This window comes from Sediminibacterium ginsengisoli, assembly GCF_900167075.1.
GTDB lineage: Bacteria > Bacteroidota > Bacteroidia > Chitinophagales > Chitinophagaceae > Sediminibacterium > Sediminibacterium ginsengisoli.
Genome location: NZ_FUWH01000012.1, coordinates 101,411 through 124,948 on the forward strand (window position 1 = coordinate 101,411; position 23,538 = coordinate 124,948).

The 23,538-nt window shown below is 47.9% G+C and carries 21 protein-coding genes; 4 read left to right on the plus strand and 17 right to left on the minus strand.

Annotated features, from left to right (window positions below; translation table 11 throughout):
• Window positions 1-47: 47 nt before the first annotated feature.
• The 5 genes from pyrH to rplM all read right to left on the minus strand — a co-directional run bounded on the left by pyrH (window position 48) and on the right by rplM (window position 3,778).
• The gene (gene pyrH / locus B5D42_RS16260; RefSeq protein ID WP_078832616.1) at window positions 48-764 is read right to left on the minus strand and encodes a UMP kinase; all 717 of its coding nucleotides are present in this window, start codon (window positions 762-764) and stop codon (window positions 48-50) included.
• A gap of 161 nt (window positions 765-925) precedes the next feature.
• Complete coding sequence (tsf, locus tag B5D42_RS16265; RefSeq protein WP_078832596.1) at window positions 926-1,765, minus strand: translation elongation factor Ts; 840 nt, start codon at window positions 1,763-1,765, stop codon at window positions 926-928.
• Window positions 1,766-1,904: 139 nt separating this feature from the next.
• Window positions 1,905-2,804: a 30S ribosomal protein S2 gene (gene rpsB / locus B5D42_RS16270; RefSeq protein WP_078832597.1), complete on the minus strand. Its 900-nt coding sequence runs from the start codon at window positions 2,802-2,804 to the stop codon at window positions 1,905-1,907.
• Between the two features lie 105 nt (window positions 2,805-2,909).
• Window positions 2,910-3,299 (minus strand): 30S ribosomal protein S9, encoded by a 390-nt coding sequence (gene rpsI / locus B5D42_RS16275; RefSeq protein WP_078832598.1) that lies wholly within the window; start codon window positions 3,297-3,299, stop codon window positions 2,910-2,912.
• Window positions 3,300-3,334: 35 nt separating this feature from the next.
• Entirely contained in the window at window positions 3,335-3,778 is a 444-nt protein-coding gene (gene rplM / locus B5D42_RS16280; RefSeq protein ID WP_078832599.1) for a 50S ribosomal protein L13, read from the minus strand.
• Window positions 3,779-4,095: 317 nt separating this feature from the next.
• Here rplM and B5D42_RS16285 point away from each other — a divergent pair, with 317 nt between their 5' ends.
• Window positions 4,096-5,268, plus strand: a complete 1,173-nt coding sequence (locus B5D42_RS16285) for an amidohydrolase family protein (RefSeq protein ID WP_078832601.1) — start codon at window positions 4,096-4,098, stop codon at window positions 5,266-5,268.
• 92 nt (window positions 5,269-5,360) lie between these two features.
• On the opposite strand, the gene B5D42_RS16290 is transcribed toward B5D42_RS16285, so the two are convergent.
• The 4 genes from B5D42_RS16290 to pheS form a co-directional block, all read right to left on the minus strand.
• A complete protein-coding gene (locus tag B5D42_RS16290) occupies window positions 5,361-5,660 on the minus strand; it encodes a HigA family addiction module antitoxin (protein ID WP_078832617.1) in 300 nt (99 codons plus the stop codon).
• 10 nt (window positions 5,661-5,670) lie between these two features.
• Complete coding sequence (locus B5D42_RS16295) at window positions 5,671-5,979, minus strand: type II toxin-antitoxin system RelE/ParE family toxin (protein ID WP_245825733.1); 309 nt, start codon at window positions 5,977-5,979, stop codon at window positions 5,671-5,673.
• A gap of 46 nt (window positions 5,980-6,025) precedes the next feature.
• Window positions 6,026-6,763: a DNA repair protein RecO gene (gene recO, locus B5D42_RS16300; protein ID WP_078832603.1), complete on the minus strand. Its 738-nt coding sequence runs from the start codon at window positions 6,761-6,763 to the stop codon at window positions 6,026-6,028.
• 72 nt (window positions 6,764-6,835) lie between these two features.
• Window positions 6,836-7,867 (minus strand): phenylalanine--tRNA ligase subunit alpha, encoded by a 1,032-nt coding sequence (gene pheS, locus B5D42_RS16305; RefSeq protein WP_078832618.1) that lies wholly within the window; start codon window positions 7,865-7,867, stop codon window positions 6,836-6,838.
• A gap of 118 nt (window positions 7,868-7,985) precedes the next feature.
• Between pheS and B5D42_RS16310 the strand changes: the two genes are divergently transcribed.
• A complete protein-coding gene (locus tag B5D42_RS16310; protein WP_078832604.1) occupies window positions 7,986-8,750 on the plus strand; it encodes a DUF4290 domain-containing protein in 765 nt (254 codons plus the stop codon).
• 116 nt (window positions 8,751-8,866) lie between these two features.
• Window positions 8,867-10,174: a UDP-N-acetylglucosamine 1-carboxyvinyltransferase gene (gene murA, locus B5D42_RS16315; protein WP_078832605.1), complete on the plus strand. Its 1,308-nt coding sequence runs from the start codon at window positions 8,867-8,869 to the stop codon at window positions 10,172-10,174.
• Window positions 10,175-10,241: 67 nt separating this feature from the next.
• On the opposite strand, the gene B5D42_RS16320 is transcribed toward murA, so the two are convergent.
• From B5D42_RS16320 to B5D42_RS16330, 3 genes are all read right to left on the minus strand, one after another.
• Window positions 10,242-11,771, minus strand: coding sequence for a S10 family peptidase (locus B5D42_RS16320; RefSeq protein WP_078832606.1), 1,530 nt, complete (start codon window positions 11,769-11,771; stop codon window positions 10,242-10,244).
• 103 nt (window positions 11,772-11,874) lie between these two features.
• Window positions 11,875-14,052 carry a glycoside hydrolase family 3 C-terminal domain-containing protein gene (locus tag B5D42_RS16325; protein ID WP_078832607.1) on the minus strand — a complete coding sequence of 726 codons (2,178 nt, stop codon included), beginning with the start codon at window positions 14,050-14,052 and terminating at the stop codon, window positions 11,875-11,877.
• Between the two features lie 102 nt (window positions 14,053-14,154).
• On the minus strand, window positions 14,155-14,556 hold the full coding sequence (locus B5D42_RS16330) for a hypothetical protein (protein ID WP_078832608.1): 402 nt from the start codon (window positions 14,554-14,556) through the stop codon (window positions 14,155-14,157).
• 126 nt (window positions 14,557-14,682) lie between these two features.
• Between B5D42_RS16330 and B5D42_RS16335 the strand changes: the two genes are divergently transcribed.
• Window positions 14,683-15,930, plus strand: a complete 1,248-nt coding sequence (locus B5D42_RS16335; protein ID WP_078832609.1) for a sensor histidine kinase — start codon at window positions 14,683-14,685, stop codon at window positions 15,928-15,930.
• 80 nt (window positions 15,931-16,010) lie between these two features.
• Here the strand turns inward: B5D42_RS16335 and B5D42_RS16340 are convergent, their stop codons facing one another.
• The 5 genes from B5D42_RS16340 to B5D42_RS16360 all read right to left on the minus strand — a co-directional run.
• A complete protein-coding gene (locus B5D42_RS16340; protein WP_078832610.1) occupies window positions 16,011-16,844 on the minus strand; it encodes an endonuclease/exonuclease/phosphatase family protein in 834 nt (277 codons plus the stop codon).
• 39 nt (window positions 16,845-16,883) lie between these two features.
• Window positions 16,884-18,662 carry a RagB/SusD family nutrient uptake outer membrane protein gene (locus B5D42_RS16345; RefSeq protein ID WP_078832611.1) on the minus strand — a complete coding sequence of 593 codons (1,779 nt, stop codon included), beginning with the start codon at window positions 18,660-18,662 and terminating at the stop codon, window positions 16,884-16,886.
• A 22-nt stretch (window positions 18,663-18,684) separates the two neighbouring features.
• Window positions 18,685-21,939, minus strand: a complete 3,255-nt coding sequence (locus tag B5D42_RS16350; RefSeq protein ID WP_078832619.1) for a SusC/RagA family TonB-linked outer membrane protein — start codon at window positions 21,937-21,939, stop codon at window positions 18,685-18,687.
• Window positions 21,940-22,242: 303 nt separating this feature from the next.
• Window positions 22,243-23,031: a T9SS type A sorting domain-containing protein gene (locus B5D42_RS16355; protein WP_139367210.1), complete on the minus strand. Its 789-nt coding sequence runs from the start codon at window positions 23,029-23,031 to the stop codon at window positions 22,243-22,245.
• 18 nt (window positions 23,032-23,049) lie between these two features.
• A partial coding sequence (locus B5D42_RS16360) for a hypothetical protein (RefSeq protein ID WP_217698848.1) occupies window positions 23,050-23,538 on the minus strand: 489 nt, incomplete at its 5' end.

Genomic DNA, 23,538 nt, shown 5'->3' on the forward strand with positions numbered 1-23,538 from the left:
TTACCAACACCATCAAAAGAAGTACAAAAAATTACATCAACGGGTCATCAGCTTACCAAGGTACCCACGTTCATTCCCTGAACCACCTGCAGCAGGTTTCCGGGTCTGTTCATGTCGAATACGATGATAGGCAGCTTGTTTTCCATGCAGAGCGTGAAAGCGGTCATATCCATCACTTTCAGGTTGTTGGAAATACAATCCTGGAATGTGATCTTTTCATATTTAACGGCCGCAGGGTCTTTTTCAGGATCAGCAGTGTAGATACCGTCTACACGTGTTCCTTTCAGGATCACATCAGCTTTCATTTCAATTGCACGCAGTGAGCCGGCTGTGTCTGTAGTAAAATAAGGGTTACCTGTACCGGCACCGAAGATCACCACACGGCCTTTCTCCAGGTGACGTAATGCTTTCCTGCGGATATAAGGTTCTGCAACCTGTTCCATGTTGATAGCGCTCTGTAAACGGGTATACACGCCTATTTTTTCCAGCATTGCCTGCATCGCCATCGCGTTGATCACGGTTGCGAGCATGCCCATATAGTCGCCATGCGCTCTTTCGATACCGCTGTCGGCTTCGTTCATGCCACGGTAGATATTACCGCCACCGATCACTATTGCCACCTGAACACCGAGGTCGGTTACCAGTTTAATATCGTGTGCGTATTGTTCAATGATCTTTGGATTAAATGGATCTCCGTTATGTTGTTCCCCAAGCAGGGCTTCACCGGATAATTTCAGAAGAACTCGTTTGAACTTAGGTAACATGAGCGGGATTATTTTAAATGCAAATAACCTGATTTTTCGATGAGTTGCCAAACGAAAAAGAACCGGACCTGCTGTATACATGGCTTCATGGCGATCCCGAAAATAAAAAAGGGCGCATTTGGCGCCCCTTTTCATACTATTCTATACTGTAATCACAGGAATTAACCCAGTGCTACACGTTTAAATCCGGTTACTTTCAGATCAGCACCTGCGCTCTTCAGGTAATCAGCCACGCTCATACCGCCGTCTTTTACAAAAGCCTGGGCAAGCAGTGTCTGTTCTTTGAAGAAGGCGTTCAGTTTACCTTCAGCGATCTTTGCGATCATATCTTCAGGTTTGCCTGCCATTTTAGGATCTTCCTTCATGGTATCGATGATGATTGCCCTTTCCCTTTCTACAGTTTCTGCCGGTACTGAATCAGCATCTACCGCTACAGGATTCATCGCAGCGATCTGCATAGCGATATCTTTTCCTGCTTCAGCAGATTCACTGCTCAGTCCTACCAGTACACCCATACGGTTTGCACCGTGGATATAAGATGCTACATAAGGAGCTTCGAGTCTTTCAAATTTAGCCACACCGATTTTTTCACCGATAGCAGCCAGTTTGTCGTTGATCATGTCTGCAACTTTAGCACCACCGATCAGCACTTCATTCAGTTCTTCAGCGCTCTTTACATCGTTTTCTACCGCAGCATTTGCAATGCTCTGTGCGAAAGCAACGAAATCAGCATTTTTAGAAACGAAATCAGTTTCGCAGCTGATGCAAACAATGAATCCTGTTTTGTTATCAGCAGAAGTTTTCGCAATGATCACACCCTCTTTCGCTTCACGGTCGCTGCGTTTTGCGGCAACTTTCTGGCCCTGTTTACGGAGCCAGTCGATGGCTGCTTCAAAATCGCCATTGGTTTCAGTTAAAGCTTTACGGCAATCCATCATGCCGGCGCCTGTAGCCTGGCGCAGTTTGTTGATATCAGCGGCTGTAATTGTTACAGTACTCATATTGTTTATAGTTTTTTAGATTTTGAATGTAGGCGTTCCCATCCGGTTGCAGATGAGATGAACATCGGTTGTTTAACAACAATTGAGCCATCACGCCATAGCCTTACAACCATGACATAATGGCTCAATATTTCAATGATTAGCGGCTACCACCACCAGCAGGGCGACGATTGCTGTTACCTCCCGGTACGCGACGTTTAGGCGCTGCACCCGGACCAGACTGTGCTCCGCTGCTGCGCTGCCTTCCGCCACGGCCACCTTCAGACTGTGCTTCAGCTTCCAGGCGACGTGCTTTTGCTTCGTTCTCGTTGTTAGACTCTTCTGTTTCGTCTTCATCCTTAGATGCCTGACGCTCAGTGAGACCTTCAGCGATAGCTGCTACAATATAGTTTACAATGATTGCGATAGATTTAGTTGCGTCATCGTTAGATGGGATCGCGAAGTCTACCTTGTTGGGATCACTGTTGGTATCAACCATACCGAAAGTAGTGATGCCCAGGCGTTTTGCTTCTGAAAGCGCAATGTGCTCATGTCCGATATCAACCAGGAACAGCGCTGCAGGAAGGCGACCCAGTTGGGCGATACCACCCAGCACTTTCTCCATTTTATCTTTATCGCGGCTTAAAGTAAGGCGCTCTTTCTTGGTCAGGCTTTCTGCGCTGCCGTCTGCCAGCATTTTCTCGATGCTCTGCATCTTCTTCACGCTCTTGCGAACAGTGTTGAAGTTGGTAAGCATACCACCCAGCCAGCGTTCAGTTGCGTAAGGCATGTTCACGCGTTTTGCGCACTCGCTTACGATTTCTTTCGCCTGCTTCTTGGTAGCAACGAACATGATCTTTTTACCGCTTTTTGCGATCTGTTTAACAGCCGCAGCTGCTTCCTGCAGATGGTCTACAGTTTTATTCAGGTCTATGATGTGAATGCCTTTCTTCTCAGCGAAGATGTAAGGCAGCATCTTAGGATTCCACTTCTTTTTCAGGTGACCAAAGTGTACACCGGCCTCCAGCAATTGTTGTTGTAATGAAGTGTTATTTTCCATCTTATATAATTGTTGTAATGATTTAAATAATGTTTGTTGTTCGTAGTTTGTTGTCTGTGGCCGATTCTGAACACCAGACCCAAACTCCAAACCCCAGACCAAGTATTAACGTTTGCTGAACTGGTAGCTTCTACGTGCTTTCTTATGGCCGAATTTCTTACGTTCAACACCGCGCGGATCGCGTTTCAGCTGACCTGCTGCTTTCAGTGAAGGACGGAATTCTGCATTTACTTCCAGCAGCGCACGTGCAATACCCAGCTTCGCAGCTTCGGCCTGGCCTTTCAAACCACCACCTGCAGCATTGATAACGATATCGTACTTACCTACAACATCAGCTGTTTTCAATGGAGATTCTACCTGGTTCTGCAGGTATACCAGCGGAAAATATTCTTTATAATCTTTGTCGTTTACAGTGATCTTACCATCGCCCTTGCTGATGAAAACACGGGTAACGGCTTCTTTACGGCGACCAACTGCGTTTTTTTGTTTTTCCATTTATGTTGGAATTAAAGCGTTTTAAAAGTAGTTTCTTAGAATTTCAGTTCTTTAGGTTGCTGTGCGCTGTGCGGATGAGCCGTACCAGCATATACAAACAGCTTCTTGATCATTTTACGGCCAAGACGGTTTTTAGGCAGCATGCCTTTTACCGCTCTTTCCATGATCACTTCAGGACGACGCTTGATCAGATCCTGAGCTGCTTCTTCCTTCTTACCACCCGGATAACCAGAGTAGTTCAGGTATTGCTTGTCTTCGAACTTGTTGCCTGTGAAAACAACTTTTTCTGCATTGATGATGATCACATAATCGCCGCAATCTACGTGTGGCGTATAATATGCTTTGTTTTTACCGCGCAGTACCGCCGCGATCTTGGAGGCAATACGTCCTACGGTTTGATTAGTACCGTCAACTACATACCAGTTGTGCTGTACGGTAGCCGCATTCGCATGCTTGGTGGTGAAATGAAGTTTACTCATGATATTTCTGTTTAAGTGATGCCGGCGCTATCCCGCCGGTTTTTAATGGACGGCAAAGGTACGGGCCTGTTAGGCATTTTTCCAACAAAAAGGGGCCTTATTTAAAATCGCATCTTTATAATTAATTGATAATCAATAAAGAATTTGCACATTAATTTATCATCATCCCTGGAATCCGCTAAAAACAAGGCATTTAAGGTTACAGGAACTATTTTGTCCCTTGCAGCAAGGCTTACAGCAAGATCCCGTATTCGGGAAATAAGGAAGATGATGTTCAGTTCTCCAGCCATTACCTTTGATCACTTAATTCATCCGGCTTGAGCTACAGAAAATTCCTTGCTGACCAGCTTTTTACAGGCCATTCCCTGCATACCAATGCCGGGCTGGTCCTTATCTCCGATCCTTCGGGCATGATCCTCGATATCGTACCTGAACAGGACGCCGGCGATGATATACTGCGCCTGGATGGCTTGCTTTCGCCCGGGTTTATCAACGCCCATTGTCATCTCGAGCTCAGCCATATGCGCGGGCAGATTCCCGAACACACCGGACTGGTGGATTTTGTTTTCAACGTGGTTACCCAGCGCCATCTTCCCGAAGCGGAGATCAGGGACGCGATAGACAGGGCAGAAAATGAAATGCGGGAAAACGGTATCGTTGGCGTAGGCGATATCTGCAACACTGCTTTAACCCTCGCGCAGAAGCAAAAGGAAAACCTGGCTTATTATAATTTTGTTGAGGTAAGCGGCTGGGCTCCGGCTGTAGCTGCGGAACGTTATGCTAAAGCTGCCGAGCAGTGCGCCCTGTTCCGGAACGAATCTTCCGGCCGCGCCGTGCTGGTACCCCATGCTCCCTATTCCGTGTCGGATCCACTCTGGACCTTGCTGCAGCAGGGATTCGGCAGGCAAACCATCAGCATGCATAACCAGGAAACGGCTTTTGAAGACGAGCTTTTCCTTTCCGGAACCGGCGGGTTTTCCAGGATGTACGAAATGATGAAGCTAGATACTTCTTTCTTCCAACCAACAGGCAAAAGCAGCCTCGCTTCTTCCATCTCCCGTTTTGCAGATGCCGGGAAACTCCTGCTCGTACACAATACATTTACCGGAGCACAGGATCTTGACCTGCTGGCTGCATCCGGGCTCGAAGCATATCTATGCCTTTGCATCAACGCCAATCTCTATATTGAAAATGCCGTCCCGCCGGTGGAACTGTTCCGGAAATACGGCAACACGATGGTGGTTGGAACAGACAGCCTTGCCAGCAATCACAGTCTCAGTATCCTCGACGAGCTGAAAAGTATCGCACAGCATTTTCCGCAGGTACCCATGTCTGAAATGTTACAATGGGCAACACTTAACGGTGCAAAAGCCTTGCAGATGGATGATGTTGCGGGTAGCTTTGACAAAGGGAAACGTCCGGGTATCATCCTGTTACAGCAGGCCCCCGGCAAAATTGAAACCGTTACGACTGTACAAAGGATTCTTTGACATTAAAAGCTTTGTGAAGGATGGTTGTTCCTGCTCTGATCTGGAATTTCAGCTGTTGATGGCCAGACTTTAGAATACCCGGCCAGGTGCAGTTATGCAACGCTGGAGGAGAACGATTTAATTGAATTTAAAATCACTTTCTTGGATTGAGCTTCCTCCTCAATATCAAAGTCATCCTGCAGACCAAGCCAGAATTTTGCGGAATTACCAAAATACTTACTCAACCTCAGTGCCGTGTCTGCCGTGATTCGCCGGTTTCCTTTTATGATTTCAGAAATACGTGTCTGAGGTATTTCAATATCCTTCGCCAGTTTATAGGCCGAAATTGCTAACGGTAATAGAAATTCTTCGTTTAAAATTTCTCCCGGATGAATATTTTTCAGCTTAGCCATTGTTGTTGTTTTAATGATAATCAACTATTTCAACTTCTCTTGCGTTTCCGGCAACCCATTTAAAGATAATTCTCCATTGATCATTGATCCGAATACTATAGAAGTCTTTTAAATTTCCAGACAACTTCTCTAAGCGGTTAGCTGGTGGAATTCTTAAGTCTGTCAAATTAACAGAGTTGTTAATCATCCTTAATTTACGCCTGCCGATATTTTGAATCTCAACAGGCAATTTTTTAACCCGAATCCCCTCCCAGATGCTCTCTGTCTCAGAATTACCAAACGAAATAATCATACTATCGTTTTGCGTTACTAACGCCAAAGGTATGCATTTTTTCAGGAATTAAAAAAACTAAACTTAACTGCTCCTAACTCAACACTTCCTGCAGAATGGAAAGGCTTTTCATTTCACCGAAATCGGAAATATGAAGCGCCAGGTAACTGTGGTAAGCCTCCAGCAGCTCCCGTCTCATGTGCCGGTTCAATGCAATCCGTTCAAGGTCATTGTAAAAATGCAGTGCCAATAATTGCGAAGTGATCTCTGCCTGACTTCCATCCAGAAAATATGGATGCAGCGGTTTTTCATGCATGAACACCCCTTCCTGCAAATCCAGTATGGGTGTGTCCCTGTGATAAGTTCCCTGCATGCGGAAACCCAGCTCGCTGCCGAGATGCAGTATAAAATAGAGCGGAAGGTTGGCGCTTAACGTGTCACTTCCCTTATCCAGCTGCTTTAACGTATCTTCTATCAGGTAAAAAAGTTCCGGGTTTGCTTCGGGCTGTTTCAGCGTATGCTGCAATAATTCGATCACATACATCGACACCGCATTTTTCTTTACATCGAACAGCAGGTTCTCGTACAGGTAGCCCCACTCAAAATTTTTGATGAACTGCAGTTGCTTCTGCTCATTGTGATAAACCTCCATATCCAGTATGGCGGCAGGCTGAAAATAACCGGCTTTTCCGGCGGATGTGCGGGTGCTTTTCCGTACCCCTTTTACCATGTAACTCTGGATGCCGAATAATTCCGTGTACAGGGTTGCAATGATGCTCGTGTCACCGTATTTCACTGTCCGTAAAACAATTCCTTTGGTTGTGTGCACCATTGCGGGAAAATTGATCTGCGTAAAATTACCGCATAAGCATAAAAAAGGGCCTGTAACCAGACCCTTATTATCTTATACTGCTCCTGTGAACTGCTTCAGGAAGCGGATATCATTCTGGGAATATAACCGCAGGTCGTTCACCTGGTATTTCAGTTGCGTGATCCTTTCCACACCCATACCGAATGCGAAACCTGTGTATTTATTCGGATCGATGCCAAAGTTTTCCAGCACTTTCGGATGCACCATACCACTGCCGAGGATCTCTACCCAGCCGGTATGTTTACAGATATTACATCCATCACCACCGCAGATCAGGCAGCTGATGTCCATTTCTGCACTGGGCTCGGTGAAGGGGAAATAGCTGGGCCGGAAACGGACTTTTACATCCTTGCCGAACATTTCCTGCACAAAGAAATACAGGGTTTGTTTCAGGTCTGCAAAACTCACGTTCTCATCTATATATAAACCTTCCACCTGGTGAAAAAAGCAATGCGCTCGCGCACTTACGGTTTCATTACGGTAAACACGGCCCGGACAGATCACGCGGATCGGGGGTTTCTGGCTTTCCATTACGCGCGCCTGTACACTGCTGGTATGCGTACGGAGTAACCAGTCGGGGTTCTGACTGATGTAAAATGTATCCTGCATATCGCGCGCCGGATGGTCTTCCGGCAGGTTCATAGCACCGAAATTGTGCCAGTCGTCTTCAATTTCAGGTCCTTCGGCAACCGCAAAACCCAGCCTGCGGAAAATGGAAACGATCTGGTTACGGACAATGCTCAGCGGATGTCTTGTTCCCACACCGATCTGGTCGCCGGGCAGGCTCCAGTCGTAGCCGGCAGCAGCTTCGCCGCCTTCAGTAGCGGTAGCTGCTTTCAGTTCCTCGTATCTTGCTTCTGCAAACTGTTTGAACTCGTTCAGTACCAGGCCGAAAGCTTTTTTCTGCTCGTTCGGCACTTCTTTCATCCCGCCCATTACATCCTTTACAATTCCTTTGGTACCGAGGAATTTAATACGGAAAGCCTCAACCGCTTCGGGTGTTTTACCTTCAAAAGCGGCCATTTCCTTTTTATAGGCCTCCATCTGTTGCACTAACTGTTCCATGGGGCGAAGATAACGCAGATTTGATATGTGTAAAGGAGGATTTAACATCGCCTGTTGCATAAATATTGCCATATAGCGCCGGCAATGCTTACATTTGCCTTTGCAGATTCACAATTACATGGAATATAATACCGACAGAAATTACCTTGGGATGAAGGAATACGGCCGTCACGTACAGAAGATGGTTGAATTTCTCCTTACCATTGAAGACAGGGAAAAGAGGCAGCAGCAGGCGAATGCAGTGATTGAACTGATGGGCTTTCTGAACCCGCATCTGAAAAACGTTGAGGATTTCAAGCATAAATTATGGGATCACCTGTTCTTCATCAGCGATTTCAAGCTGGATGTAGATAGTCCATATCCTATTCCGCAAAGAGAGACCTATAAACAGAAACCGGATCCTTTGCCTTATCCGAAACGCCACCCGAGGTATGCCCACCTGGGTAAAAACCTGGAAGTGGTGATCGACAAGGCGCTGAAAGAAGAGAACCCTGAGAAAAAAGCCGGTTTCGCGCATGCCATTGCTTATTACATGAAGCTTGCTTACAGTAACTGGCATAAAGAACTGGTACACGATGATGCCATCCGCAGTGAGCTGAACAATATCACCGGCGGTGAACTGGAGTTCAGCAACACGCCTTATATCAAACACCGCAATCAGAATTTTGAGCGCGATGACTACGGCAACAGCGGTGGCAGAAGCGGCGGACGCTGGCAGCAGAATTTCGGTGGCCGTAACAACAACAACCGTAACAACCGCAACAACAATAATAACAACAGCGGCGGACGCAACAACAACCGTAACAATAATAACGGTGGCGGACGTAACAATAATAACCGTAACAATAATAACGGCGGTGGTCAGTTCAAAAAAAGGTATTGATCACAAGAATACTATTTACAGGAAGCCGGCATCCGCCGGCTTTTTTATTGCCGCTAACCGGCTGAAACACTCTTATCCCTGCTTATATTCGTTGTGTCATTTAATCCAACGTCTTTATGAGTGCTTTTGAAGTAACAGGTGGCCGTCAGCTGAAGGGAGATATTCACCCGCAGGGTGCGAAAAACGAAGCGCTCCAGATCCTGGCAGCGGTATTACTCACCGCAGAGCCCGTAACCATTTCCAACATACCGGATATTCTCGATGTAAACCTGCTGCTGGAACTGCTGGAAGATATCGGCGTAAAAATTACCCGTACCGACAGGCATAGCTGTATACTGCAGGCCGATGATATCAACCAGGATTATCTCGCTTCAGAAGCTTTCCGTAAAAAAGGCGGGAAACTGCGCGGCAGCGTAATGCTGGCAGGGCCCATGCTCGCCCGTTTCAAAAAAGCCTATATCCCCAAACCAGGCGGCGACAAGATCGGACGCAGGAGGCTGGATACCCATATCATCGGTTTTGAAAAGCTGGGCGCGAAATTCGAATACGATGAAGAGGCCGGCTGTTTCAAATTATCGGCATCTCAGCTTACCGGAACTTATATGCTGCTGGATGAACCTTCCGTTACCGGTACGGCCAATATTGTAATGGCAGCTGTTCTGGCTGAAGGGATCACCACTATCTATAACGCCGCCTGCGAGCCTTACCTGCAGCAACTCTGTCATATGCTGAACAGGATGGGTGCCAGGATCACCGGCATCGGCAGCAACCTGCTGCAGATTGAGGGCGTAACAACATTGAAAGGTACCACACACCGCATGCTCCCCGACATGATAGAGATCGGAAGCTTTATCGGCCTGGCCGCCATGACGCAGAGCGAGATCACCATCAAAAATGCCGGTGTTGCTCATTTGGGTGTGATCCCTGATAAGTTTGCGCAGCTGGGTATTCAGTTTTCTATTACGGGAGACGATATTCATATTCCCGCGCAGGACAGCTACGAGATCCAGACCTTTATGGATGGCGGCATTCTCACTATTTATGATCATCCCTGGCCCGGGTTCACGCCGGACCTGTTGAGTATTGTACTCGTTGTAGCCACACAAGCCATCGGCAGCGTACTCATTCACCAGAAAATGTTCGAGAGCAGGTTGTTCTTTACGGATAAGCTGATCGACATGGGTGCACAGATCATCCTCTGCGATCCGCACCGCGCAACGGTGATAGGTCTGGGCAGAAAACATAACCTCCGCGGCATCAGCATGAGCAGCCCCGATATCCGCGCCGGTCAGGCATTGCTCATCGCTGCATTGAGCGCAGAAGGAAAAAGTATTATCCAGAACATTGAACAGATCGATCGCGGCTATCAATACATCGATCAACGGTTAAATAATATCGGCGCAGCCATCCGGCGAATTGACTAAGCCGTTCGTTCATCGCATTAAAAAAGCCAGTGTTGTACACTGGCTTTCTCATTATTGTATTGCCGACCTAGTATTTTGCAGGCTGACCTGGTTTAGGAGTCGATTTTTTGATGAACTCGCGCAGGTGCTCGTTGCTGGTAGAAAGATCTTCCTTGCGCAGGTACATCATGTGACCGCTGCGGTAGCCTTCCCACGACATACGGTCTTTCAGTTTTCCGCCCGGATCCATCTGCCACATGTTGTATTTCGCATTGAAATAATCACAGGCGCCATCATAATAGCCCGACTGTACAAACACATGCAGGTAAGGATTCTGCGCCATAGCGGCACGCAGGTTCTCGCCGGTTCTGTTGTTGGTTCTGTCCCACTGGCCAACTGGTCCGAACATATAGTATTTCAGATCGGTTTTGTATTTCAGCTCTTCACGCAGGTACATATTGATGGCCGGTGTGAAGGAATGTAGCCATGAAGTAAGTTCCGCATTGAAATCAGGTCCGTCGCCCCCGTCTTTTTTATCAAGCCCGAGGTAACGTGAATCGAGGCGGCCAACGGTATAACCCCTGTCGCGCAGCAGTTCTTTCCAGAAATAATTGGTAGGGATATCGAAGTTCTGCTGCAGCACTTCTTTTTCGCTGATGCCGGAATAGCGGGCCACTTTTGCAGCAATTTCTTTTTTCTTCGCATCGCTGATGGTATGTCCCATGGCAAGCGCGGGGATGAATTCATTGATGGTGAACTGCTCTACTTCGGGCAGGAATGCAGTGAGGTCTTTTTTCTGCAGGTCGGCGCTGAGTGCTTTGTGGTACCAGGCTGTAGCTGCGAAATAAGGCAGTTTCAATGCCGCTGCAACCGGGCCATCCCTTTCGATACCGAGATCGGTAGGTGATACCAGGATCACACCGTTCAGGTACATCCAGTGATTGCTCTGCAGTTCCAGTGCGAGGCCCGCCACACGTGCTGTGCCGTAGCTTTCGCCGATCAGGTATTTAGGCGAGGCCCACCTGTTGTACCGGCTCACGAAAGTATTGATCCATTCTGCGAGGTAACGGATATCTGCGTTAACTCCGTAGAATTTCGATCCCGGAACATCTTTGACCAGCTGGCGTGAGAAACCGGTATTCACAGGGTCTACGTATACAATGTCTGCCACATCGAGGATAGAGTGCGGGTTATCTTTCATACCATAAGGTTGTACCGGATAGCCTTCATCATCAATTTTGAGGATACGCGGGCCGGTATAACCGATCTGCATCCATACGGAAGCCGTGCCGGGTCCGCCGTTGAAGGAGATCACGAGTGGCCTGGTAGTGCGGTCGTTCACATCTGTGCGCTCATAGTAGGTATAGAAGATGCCGGCGATGGCTTTGCCGTCGTCGTCCCATACAGGCAATGTGCCTGCAATGGCTTTATAAGGAACTTTCTGGTTCTTGATGGTTACTTCACCTTTCGTGGTAACACTGGATTCCGCGTCAAGGGTTCTTTTGGGAGCAGATTGCGGCTTGTCGTTTCTGGCCGCTACTGAATCTGAAACAACCGGCCTTTGCGCAAACGAGATAATGCTGCAGCAGAGTGCCAGGGACAGCAGGCTTTTTTTCATGTTAGATTTGGTTTAAAGCATAAAAGAACTGAGCGCATATGCGCTCAGTTTTCATTTTCTCAAGCCTAAATGTAGGTAATTTATTGTTTCAGGAACGACCCGATCAACGAACGGTAAGCATCGCTTCCACGGGCTTCGGCGCACCGAGTGTTTCACTTCTTTTCCCGGGCAATGCCCCGCCGATCTGTATTTTTATTTTCCCCGGCAGCAATTGCCGCTGACCAGATTCGTTAACCTGCATCAGCATTTCCGGCGTTAAGGTGAAGCTGATAATTGCAGTTGCGCCAGCCCTTATCCGGATCCGTTTAAATCCTTTCAGCGAATACAAAGGCATATTTGCACCCGCGTTTTCAGTTGTAAGGTATAACTGCGCTACTTCATCTGCCGCAAGGCTGCCGGTATTCTGAATTGTTACCGTTGCCGTTATTGTCTTCGTTTTATCGGTAACGGATGATGAAAGCTTCAGGTTGCTGTAGTTGAATGTTGTGTAACTCAGGCCATAGCCGAACGGGTACATGGGTTCTGCCGTCATGTAACGATAGGTTCTTCCCTTCATCGAATAATCTTCATAAGCCGGTAACTGATCCAGCGATTTTGGGAAGGTAACCGGCAGTTTTCCGGAAGGTGATACTTTTCCGAAAATCAGATCGGCCACTGCATTGCCACCTTCTTCGCCGGGATACCATGCAAGCAATACCGCATCTGCCAGCTCATGTACTTCCGCAAGATTCATCGGGCTGCCGCCGGTGATCACCGCGATCACGGGTTTGTTATGCCCCGCTTTCAGTTTACGAAGGAAATTTACCTGGTGTTCCGGGATATTGTAATCTAAGCGATCGCCGTTGAAAGGAGATGCAATGGTTTCGCCTTCTTCTCCTTCCAGCTGCCCGTTAATACCCATCACAACAATGGTGGCATCCGCATTTTTAGCTTCACCTGAAGTCCAGTCCGCATCAATGGCATTCGGACGATCCAGTAAAATTCCCTGCCGGTATAATAACTGGCTTCCGGGTTTTACCTGGCCGGCGATCCCTTCCAGCACTGTTACGAATTGATTGTTGATGCCGTAATAATTCCCAAGCAATGCTTCAATGGAAGTGGCATTCGGACCGGTAACGAAATATTTGGGGAGATCATTTCTTAACGGCAGCACCCCGTTGTTTTTCAGCAGCACGATGGACTGCTGTGCCGTCTTCCGTGCAAGATCGCGGTTAGCCTGGCTGTTGATCACTGTTTCCGGAATTTTGTTGTATGGGTTCGATTGCGGCGGATCGAACATACCCAGCCGGAAACGTGTTCTTAATAAAATGGCCAGTGAACTGTCTATTTTTTTCTCTGTTACCAGGCCTTGCTTTACTGCTTCCAGCAATGCTGGGAATGTGCTGCCGCATTCCAGGTTTACACCACTGTTCAGTGCAAGCAGGGCTGCTGGTACGGCGCCGGTTACTATCTTATGCCCCTGGTAAAAATCGGAAAGCGCCCAGCAATCTGATACCACATGACCGCGGAAATTCCACTGGTCCCGCAATACATTTTTTAAAAGATAGGTGTTGCCGCAGCAGACCGCATCGTTGGTTCTGTTATAAGCGCACATTACCGCTTCCACTTTTACATCTACCAGTGCTTTGAAGGCGGGCAGATACGTTTCCCAGAGATCTTTCATCGAAACCTGGGCATTGAACTCGTGTCTTGTTTTTTCCGGACCGCTGTGCACAGCGTAATGTTTGGCACATGCGGCTACTTTGAGATAGCGCGGATCATCCCCCTGCAATCCTTTTACAAATGCCACACCTATTCTCGAAGTGAGAAAAGGATCTTCACCATAAGTTTCCTGGCCACGCCCCCAGCGCGGATCGCGGAATATATTGATGTTGGGTGTCCAGAAAGTTAATCCGCCATATTGCATCCTGTAGTCTTTCCGGATGGCCGCGTTATACATGGCACGGGCTTCATCCGATATAGCCGTTGCAACTGCTTTTGCAAGACTATCGTTGAAAGTAGCGGCCAGTCCGATCGCCTGGGGAAATACGGTAGCCACACCTGAACGCCCTACCCCGTGCAGGGCTTCGTTCCACCAGTTGTAGGCCGGAATGTGTAGTTGTTCCACAGCCGGGCTGCTGTAGTTCATCTGTTTGATCTTTTCCTCAAGCGTAAGTTTGCTGATCAGGTCATTCACCCTGGTTTCCAGCGGGAGTGAAGGATTCAGATAGGCAGGCGACCGCTGTGCATGTAATAATATGCATAATGAAAGTGCGGTTAACAGCAGGGTTGATTTTTTCATCGGTATCGTCTTTGCGGTAGTTGCGCGTTTGCAACTGTCATCAGACAATATACTCGCTATTTACCGATCTGTCAACCTGCCTCGCATTCCCGAAAGAAGATTTTACCAGCGCGTAACAGGTTCTTTTTTCCTGGTGATGAGTGCTGTGATACCGCTGCTCAGCAGCCAGGCAGCGAAGAAAACGGCTGCCAGCACACAAATGCCGAATACGAGTGAAGGCTCCGCATCAGGCGGATTATTGAATTGCTGAAAATGGCTGATCAAAGTTGCATCCTCCGTAAACCAAGACACAGCCAGCCCCGCGGAAAAAACAACCAGCGCAGCGGATATGCCAACCCTGATGAGCGCGCGGTAGCGGTATGCGGCGTTCCTCTTCCCGGCGGTAACCGAAAGGACCCCTGCCAGTAACGGCCATACCAGCGGCCAGCTGTGCACATCATTAAAAGATGCATGAATGATGAACGCAAATGCTGCGAGTATGGAATAGATTAAGGGCCTTTTCATGCAATGCTTTTCATTTTCTCCTGCAAAAGCCGTTCCATGGGCGGCTCGTTTCAGGTGGCGATACCGGGGTTTTTCCCGTTGTCTGATCTTGATTTCTATACTATGTTCGCCGTTTAAAGTGTGGATATGTTGACTTGCAGGAACAGTACAGTTCACGATAATGCCCCCGACACCTGCGCTGTAAAAGGGTTCATGCTGACGGCAATGCTTGAACTGCTGAAAGCGACTGAGCCCGGAGACCTGATCAATACAGGACTGAAAACCGCGCGGATGCTGGGCAGTGCAGCAGGTGCCGCATTCCTGACCAGCCAGAACCATCTGTATCTCTATGCTGCCGAAGTATCTGAACAGATGCCGCTGAATGGCAGCCCGGTTCACCCGGATGAAACTGCGGGCAGGATCTGCATTGAACAGCAAATGCCTGTTGTAATAGATGATGTGCTTACCGACTCCCGTGTTCATACCTCTTATTATACCCAACCGGGTATCAGAAGCCTGCTGTTGCTGCCTGTAACTTCCGAAAAGATCAAAGGGGCCATTACCATTTACTGGAATGAGCCTGAGATGGCGGGCAAACAATTCCTTGCACATTACAAAGAGCTGGCTGAAATAATTTCAACATCACTCAACAGATTGTTTACTGCTGTACGCCTCGAAAATAAGATTACTGAAAGCACTGAAACTATCGGGAAGTTATCGCGTCAGCATAAACAAATGGAAGATTTCTGTTTTATCGTTTCGCATAATCTCCGCGCCCCGCTGGCCAATCTTTCCATGCTGGGCAGACTCATCGACGATAGTAACGAGAATCTTGAAAAGCAGAGTTATATCAGCAAGATCAATCCTGTGATACATTTCATGCACCAGATCTTTGAAGAGCTGGTGGAAGCCACGCAGGTAAAAATGGATCTTACGGCAGAACGCTCGCTGATCAAACTGAGTGAAAGACTGGATCGTATTATTATGTCGATGCAGGGCCAGATCCTTGCCTGCGGAGTCCGGATCAGTTCCGATTTTTCCGCTGCCAACCAGATCATGTATCCTAAAAAATACATCGACAGCATTCTGAATAATCTCCTTAGTAATGCCGTCAAATACAGGCACCCCGATCGTGTGCCGGAGATCAGGGTTTCTACTTTTATTAAAGATGGGTATATCTGTCTTGAAGTGAAGGACAATGGCCTTGGTATAGACCTCGAGAAGAATGGCGATAAACTGTTCATGCTGCGAAAAGTGTTTCACAGCCATCCTGAAGCAAAAGGAGTCGGTTTATTCATGACCCGCGCGCAGGTTGAAGCTATGGGTGGCCGCATCAGCGCCAGCAGCATTCCCGGGGAAGGCACCAGTTTTATCGTTGAATTCTGTACCGGTTAACGCTTTGTTCTCTTGCTCTTTTTGCCATAAAAAATGGGCTGCAGTATTGCAGCCCATTGTATTTATAACATCATGTATGCTTATCTGATCTGCACATCTGCCAGTACCGGGAAATGATCGGAAGGATATTTGCCCATATAGGTATCCGTCAGTATTCCGTAACGGCTTACTTTAATCTCTTTCGAAACAAAAATATGATCAATGATGCCCGGTCTTTTTACCGTTGCGCCAAAACCGTTGAAAGAGCCGCTGTTGGCATAGCGCAGCGGAGACAAGGTATAGGAATCGAACATAGTTCCTGATTCTGCAATGGATTTATACCATAATGCTTCATGATCTCCGTTGAAATCGCCGGTGAAGATCACGGGTTGCCGACCAGCCAGCTGTGCGATCTTTGCGAGGATCAGTTTACTGCTTTCTTCCCTTGCCTTTACACCCTGGTGATCGTAGTGAACGTTGAAGAAATAAAATTTCTTTTTGGTTTTAACGTCCTGCAGGTAAACCCATGAACAAATGCGGTTCAGCCTTGCATCCCATCCGGGTCCTGGTTTCTCAGGTGTTTCGGAAAGCCAGAAATCGCCCTTGTTCAGCAGTTTGAATTTATCCTTTTTGAAAAAGATCGCGGAATGTTCGCCTTTTTCTTTTCCATCATCCCTGCCGATTCCATAACGTTCGTATTCCGGAAGCGCGGTGCTGAGATCGTTGAGCTGACCGATCAGTCCTTCCTGTGTTCCGAAAATATCGAACTGATGAAAGCGGATCAGTGATGCCACAACCGGAGCGCGGTTCACCCAGAGATTCCCGGTGTCGCTCTGGTTCCCATAGCGGAGATTGAATGTTGCTACTGTATATTGCTGTGCACCTGCAAAACCGCTGATCAGCAATAACAGGAATAACAGTGATCTGAATTTCATGTATGAGTGTTTAACTGTTAATAATTCACGTTCAAAATACTACCATCCCGGGTTTTGTCCAAGTTTCGGATTTACCTGCCGGTCTGCTTCAGGGATCGGGTACAGGTACATCTTGTCGTCCCATTTACGCGGAATGGTATTCAGCCATGTCAGTTCACCGTAAGTATCTTTCGATAACAGCTGCGGGTTTGTTCCGCCGCTCACGGTTGGGGCCACGTGGATATAGGTTACGCCTGCCAGTTGTGTAGCGGGTTTCACTTTGTAGAAATAGACGTCGTTGATGCCATCGCCGTTCAGGTCCATCAGTTTGTCGATAGCCGGAACATAGAAACCGTTCCATTCCATTTCCATCAGCTTACCAGCCTTCCAGCGGATCAGGTCAGGAAAACGAAATCCTTCAAGCACCAGTTCAATACCACGCTCACGTCTGATCTCGAGCAGCGAAGGATCTGAGATATTCGCAAAATATTTGCTCTGCAGGTATGGATCAACAGCAACCGGCTTTGTGGTGGTTCCGTTGGTGATGCCCGCACGCCTTCTCAGCGCGCCTACCGTTTTATTCCAGTCGGCATCTGTAAATGTTCCGAGTTCGGCTTTTGCTTCGGCATAGTTCAGCAGGATCTCCGCGAGGCGCATGATGCAAATGGAATTATCGTTCCGAGATCCGCCATCATAATAGGTATCATCCAGTGTCCATTTGATCGGCTGATAACCGGTATAGGTATAAGAGAATACGGGTGGTGCAGGCTCCGGCGTTCCGCCATTGATGCGTTTGTAATCGCCCATACGGATCGTCTGCTGCAGACGCATATCACGGTTCTTTACTTCGTTTACAAACTGCATGGTATCATAACCCGCTTTTGAGGTAAAGGTTGTACCATCAATATTGAGATAGGTATTTACGAAAGTCCTGATCAGACTCACACGTGCGCCGTAGGTTGCACTGGTCCACCACCAGTTTGCATCGTTGAACAGGCTCAGGGCCGCATCGCTGATCACGGATAACATGATCTCGGATGAAACAGGTGTTTTACTGGTGAAGAGCTGGCGGTATGCTTTATCGGTTCCGCCGGCGGTATTCAGTGTAAAGCCGCCCTCGTCCATTACTTTTTGTGATGCGGTTACCGCTTCTGTTAACCAGGTATTGGCACTGGCTGCCAGCTGCGGGTATTCTGTATGGTATTTTCTGAATGTTCCTTCGAAGAGACAGATGCGTGATTTAAATCCATAGGCAACATAGCGCGTGATCAGACTGCGGCTGTTATCGCTGGTTGCCTTGATATTCTGGCAGGCGAAATTCAGGTCGGCCAGCACGGAATCCATCACGAGCGTGCGCGGGTCACGGCCCCTGTACAGCATCGCGGTATCGCTTACCTCGATCGTTCTGTTGATCCAGGGCACATCTCCGAAACGTTTTACCTTATCGAAATAAAACAGCGCCCGGAACAACCGCGCCAGGCCTATATAGTTCAGGCGCACATCCTGCGGTATTGCCGGGTTGTTACAGTTCTCGAGAAAGTAGTTGATATTCCTTAATGCTGTCCAGCTCCAACCCGAGCTCTGTCTCGGCCCGAATGCGCCATCCCTGATAAAATCCGGCACCTGTGTTCTTGCCGCATAATCGGCCATCTGATCGCCCTGGTGAATGGTAGCGGCATCGGGCAGGATATCGTAAAATGAATTGGCATATAATTCAAGGCCCTTCTCGCTTCCGAATACCGCATTACGTGATGCGGTGGACTCCGGGGTCTGGTCCAGGTTTTTTGTACAGCCTGCCATTACTATGACCGCTGCAATAAATGAGATATATCTTTTCATGATCTTGTTATTGGTTATTATATCAGAAGGTTACTGAAAGTCCCATGGTGAATCCTTTCATGATCGGGTAGTTGTTACCGTTACCGCTCGAGCCATCCGTTACCACACGGTCCGATCCATTGATGCTCTCCACATCCAGGTCTTTTGAAATGCGGTAGAGCGGCGACCAAGTGAGCAGATTCTCGCCTGAAACATACACCCGTGCAGTGTTCGCTCCGATCCTGCGGATCCATTTTCCTGGCAGATTATAGCCGATCTGTATGTTCTTCAAACGCAGGTAAGCCACATTCTGCAGGTATTTTGTCTGTGCCTGGTTCAGTTCGCCTGAGCCATTCTGCGCCACATAACCACGGTAACGCGGGAAGTATGCATCAGGGTTTTGTTCCGACCAGATATTTCCGATATGCGATACCGGCATCTTATTATAAGGCCTGTTGTACTGGCCCCAGAAATAATCGGCTTCAGATCCCGGCCACCAGTCCTGCTTGCCTACACCCTGCAGAAATGCTGAAAAGAAGAAATTATTCCAGTCCGCATCAAGGTTGATACCATAGCTATATCGTGGTGTTGAATTACCGATGATCTGCCTGTCGCCCGGGTTGCCTACCGTATTATCGCCGTTGTTGATGACACCGTCACCATTCAGGTCGCGGAACTTGATATCGCCTGGTAAGAGCTGACCACTGTTGGAGGCTTTGATCAGCGTTTGTTTTGCTGATTTATTGATATCATCCTGCGATTTGAAATAACCATCCGTTACATAGCCCCAGATCTCGCCCACTTTTTGTCCTACATAATAATCTGAAAGACGCCTGTCTGCATTGTTGAACTTGGTGATCTCAGACTGGTAATCGGCAAGTGTGATGCCGATGCTGTAGCTGATCGGTTTTGAGGCGCTTCCGAACCTGTCTTTCCAGCTGAGTGAAATTTCCCAGCCCTTCGTCTTCAGGTCAGCATAGTTTCCTTTCGGGACACCGGTTCCGAAAACAGCGGGAACCGACATACCCACAGTGAACATGTCTGTTGTTTTACGGATATACGCATCACCGGTAAAACGCAGCCTCTTATTCAGCAAAGCCAGATCCACACCAATGTTCTGCGTAGTTGAGGTTTCCCAGGTAAGGCCTTCAGGCAATACGCCAGGCTGACCTGTACGCTGCGGACGAACACCATTCAGTGCCCTGCCCGACTGGGAAATAGAGAACTGCTCCTGGAAAGCATAAGAACCGATGCTGCCGTTACCGAGTGAACCGTAGGAAGCCCTGATCTTCAGGTCGGATATGAATTTGTCGGATACGTTCCAGAAGTTTTCTTTCGAGATCCTCCAGCCGGCAGATACAGACGGGAAGAAGGCGTAACGCTGGCTTTCAGGGAACTTGGATGATCCGTCGTAACGACCATTCACTTCTACCAGGTATTTATCACTGAAAGCATAGTTCAGACGAAAGAAGCCACCGATGATGCTCCATTTTTCCCAGCCGCCGCTGGTAGTGATAGACTGACCCAGCGCGAGGTTGATATCCGTTGCGTTTTCATAGATCAGACCGTTTCGTAATGTTTTAACGCCCTGGAAAGTAGACTGTTCATAGTTATAACCAGCCATTGCTTTGAAGTAATGATCACCGCGGAATTTATTTTCATATTCGCCATAAATATTGGTAGCCATGTATTCGGTCTGGCGGTAGTAATACTGCAGGTCGTTGGTATTTGTTCCCACATACTGAATTACGCCGGGTTTGGTGCTGTAAGGAACAGGAACCCGGATCTGTCTTTCGTTGTTATTCGTATTCTGTATGGTGAAATCACCTTTGATACGGAAATGATCGTTGAAGAAACGCGTGGTGAATGAAGTGGTATTACGGATAATACGCCTGTTCATATCGATACCGTTCTTGCCGTATACAAAATCACCAACAGTATACGCAGCAGAATAAGTAAGTGTTCCGTCAGGATTGAACATGGGCGCATTGGTATGCCCTTCATCCGCCAGGTTCCGCCAGATACCGCCGCCTTCGCCCACGTTGAGCGGGTTATGGTAGGTCATGTTGGAATAGTCCGTATTGTTGTCGATACGCAGCCATGAGAGCAGTTGCATAGAGCCTTTGGCCCTGAAGTTGTATACTTTATAATCATCGGAGTTGAAGCGGAACAGACCATCCTGTCCGAAATACCTGCCGGTGAGATAAAAGCTTGTTTTACCGGAGCTTCCCGCCAGGGAAATATTATGTTCGGTTGAAGCAGTATGTTTTTTATACAACAGGTCGAACCAGTCTGTGTTATCATAATAGACGTATTCACCGGCACCGTTTACCTCCACTTTCGGAAGCGACGGATCTTTTGAACGCCTTTCCAGTTCTGCGAGGTAGGCAGGAGAGAACTTAACTGTTTTGTTTATGTTCTGCGGGGTTTGCGAATAATCGTTCCAGGCAGTCCACGCTTCGTTGAACATCTTGGCAAAGAGGTAGCCGTCGTTTACCAGTTTAGGAACAACAGTTGGATTTTTGATCGAATAATTGGTAGTGTAGGTAATGCTCATTTTATCTTTCGATGCGTTCTTTGTAGTGATGAGCACCACACCGAATGCACCGCGCGCGCCATATACGGCCGCAGACGAGGCATCTTTCAGTACGGAAACAGTAGCAACATCGTTGGGATTAATGAGCGAAGGATCACCTTCCACACCATCGATCAGCACCAGCGCATTACCGCCCTGGCCGATAGAAGTGGTTCCGCGGATATTATAGGTAGGCGACTGGATCGGTTTACCATCCAGCATACGGAGATTGAGGTTGGGAATAACGCCCTGTAAACCCTGTGTGAGGTTAGGAAGCGAGCGGTTCTCCAGTGCTTCGGCAGTAACCTGATCAACGGCTCCGGTAAGGTTCAGCTTTTTCTGGGTGCCGTAACCAACTACCACCACGTCATTCAGCGATGTGTTCTGTAACTGCATTTTAGCCATGAGTTCCAGTGTTGAACCGCTATAGGTAAAAGTTCCGAGCGCCAACTTCTCATAACCGATAAAAGACACTTCAAAAGAATAGTTTTCGCCCTGTTTTAAGGTTGCAATGGTAAATGCACCTTTTGCATCGGACTGAACCGTAATCGCAGTGCCGCTCTTTGGAACCGCACTCACCGTTGCAGCCGCAAGGGGTTCATTCTTTTCATTTACGACATAGCCTTTCACTGCCATTTTCTGCTGGGCCAGTAAGCCTGATGCGCAGAAAAGCAATAGCAGCAATAGCCCCGGGGGAACAAAGCAGATTGTTTTTGTTTTCATGGTATAGGTGGTTGAGTTATGACAATAAACTGCCGTTACCATTTCCGGTTCATTTTTTTGTATCCGTGGTATCAGCTATGAGTGTTATATGACGAAGCAGCCGTTTCTTAAAAACGGAGCGAAAGTATCAGGGGGAAATGAACAAAAAATTATGACTGCGTTAACATAATGTGAATCATTGGAGGGGAAGAAAAGGGAGTGAGGGCGATGTGAGGAGCAAGGAAGACATAAAAGAGTGAGGGCGATGTGAGGGAGGGTGAGGCGTATAAATCGCAGGCGATTTATACGGGGTGATAAGTGGGGTTAGTCGGCTTTGATGATTTTGGCGATAAGGTCGGGGGTGTCTGCGGAAGTGCAGTGGATCTTTACAATATAGATACCATTGGCGAGTACCGGAAGGTTGATGAGCGGATCGTTATAGCCTTTGTTGAAACTGATGGATTCCTTTTTCACGATACGGCCGATCATGTCTGTTACAATCACATCAGCCTTGACAGCTTCCTGTGTAAACAGCCTGATGTGAAAGTTTGTTTTTACAGGATTCGGATATACCCTTTCCAGTCTCCAGGTCTGCGGATTAAATATCACAGCAACCGTGTTGGAGTAAATGAAGCTTCCATCTTTGGCAACGAGCCTGATGCGGTAATAAGTGACGGAAGCAAGGGGTTGAATGTCGGTCCAGGTGTAGTTCAGCGGAACAGCGCTGTTACCATTAGGTGCAAGAGAGGGAACAATGGCCATAACACCGAATGCGTTAACGGTATCGCGGCCTCTTTCAACCAGCATTTCCTTGCTGTTCACTTCAAAAAGGGTGGTCCATTTCAGCACAACCGTTTTATTAACGATCTCAGCACTGAGCATAACGGGAGATATTGTGGAAAGCAGGATGGAAGGTTGCTGAAATCCCTGTGTGAGAATGATGATACCATTGTCTGCCGTAGCGGTAATCCATTCGCCGATGGTGCAGTCAACAGAAACAGGTCCGGCCTGGCTGTACCCTCCGTTGCCGATCACATACCTTTCAATGGTTTGCGCGCGAAGACCTGTAATGAGCAGGATCATTGATAATATAAGGAGCAGTCGGGGTTTCACTGTCAGTTATGGTTTAGTCTAATAGGTTTCCTGTCCGGATTGATAAGTAAATACAGGGCTGCCGGTAGTAGCGGATGTCCTCAGCCGCACATAATAACCCGCCGGTACATCGGCAGAGATCTGGCCGGCAACACTGCTTGTAACACTCAGCCCAATCACAACTGCACCGGTATTACTATTGGAAAAACGTCCGGCTTCTGTCCAGGTAGAGTTATTAGGACTGATCTCGAGAAAGACCACGCCTGCCTGCCCGCCAGAAACAGATATGCTACATGCAATCTCCACACTGTACCTGACAGATGCGTCTTTCGTGGCAGATACCTGGAAGCTGCTGTTGAAGGATCTTGTTGCGCTGCTGGGCTGTCTTTTCCGTGTATAGGTAGAAAGCATCGTGGCGGTATCGCTGTATTTCACCAGCTGACCAGCACGGCCATAACCGGAAAGCATAGACGCCGTATCCGAATATTGAACCGATTGGCCTTTACGTGCATAACCGGTGAGCATGCC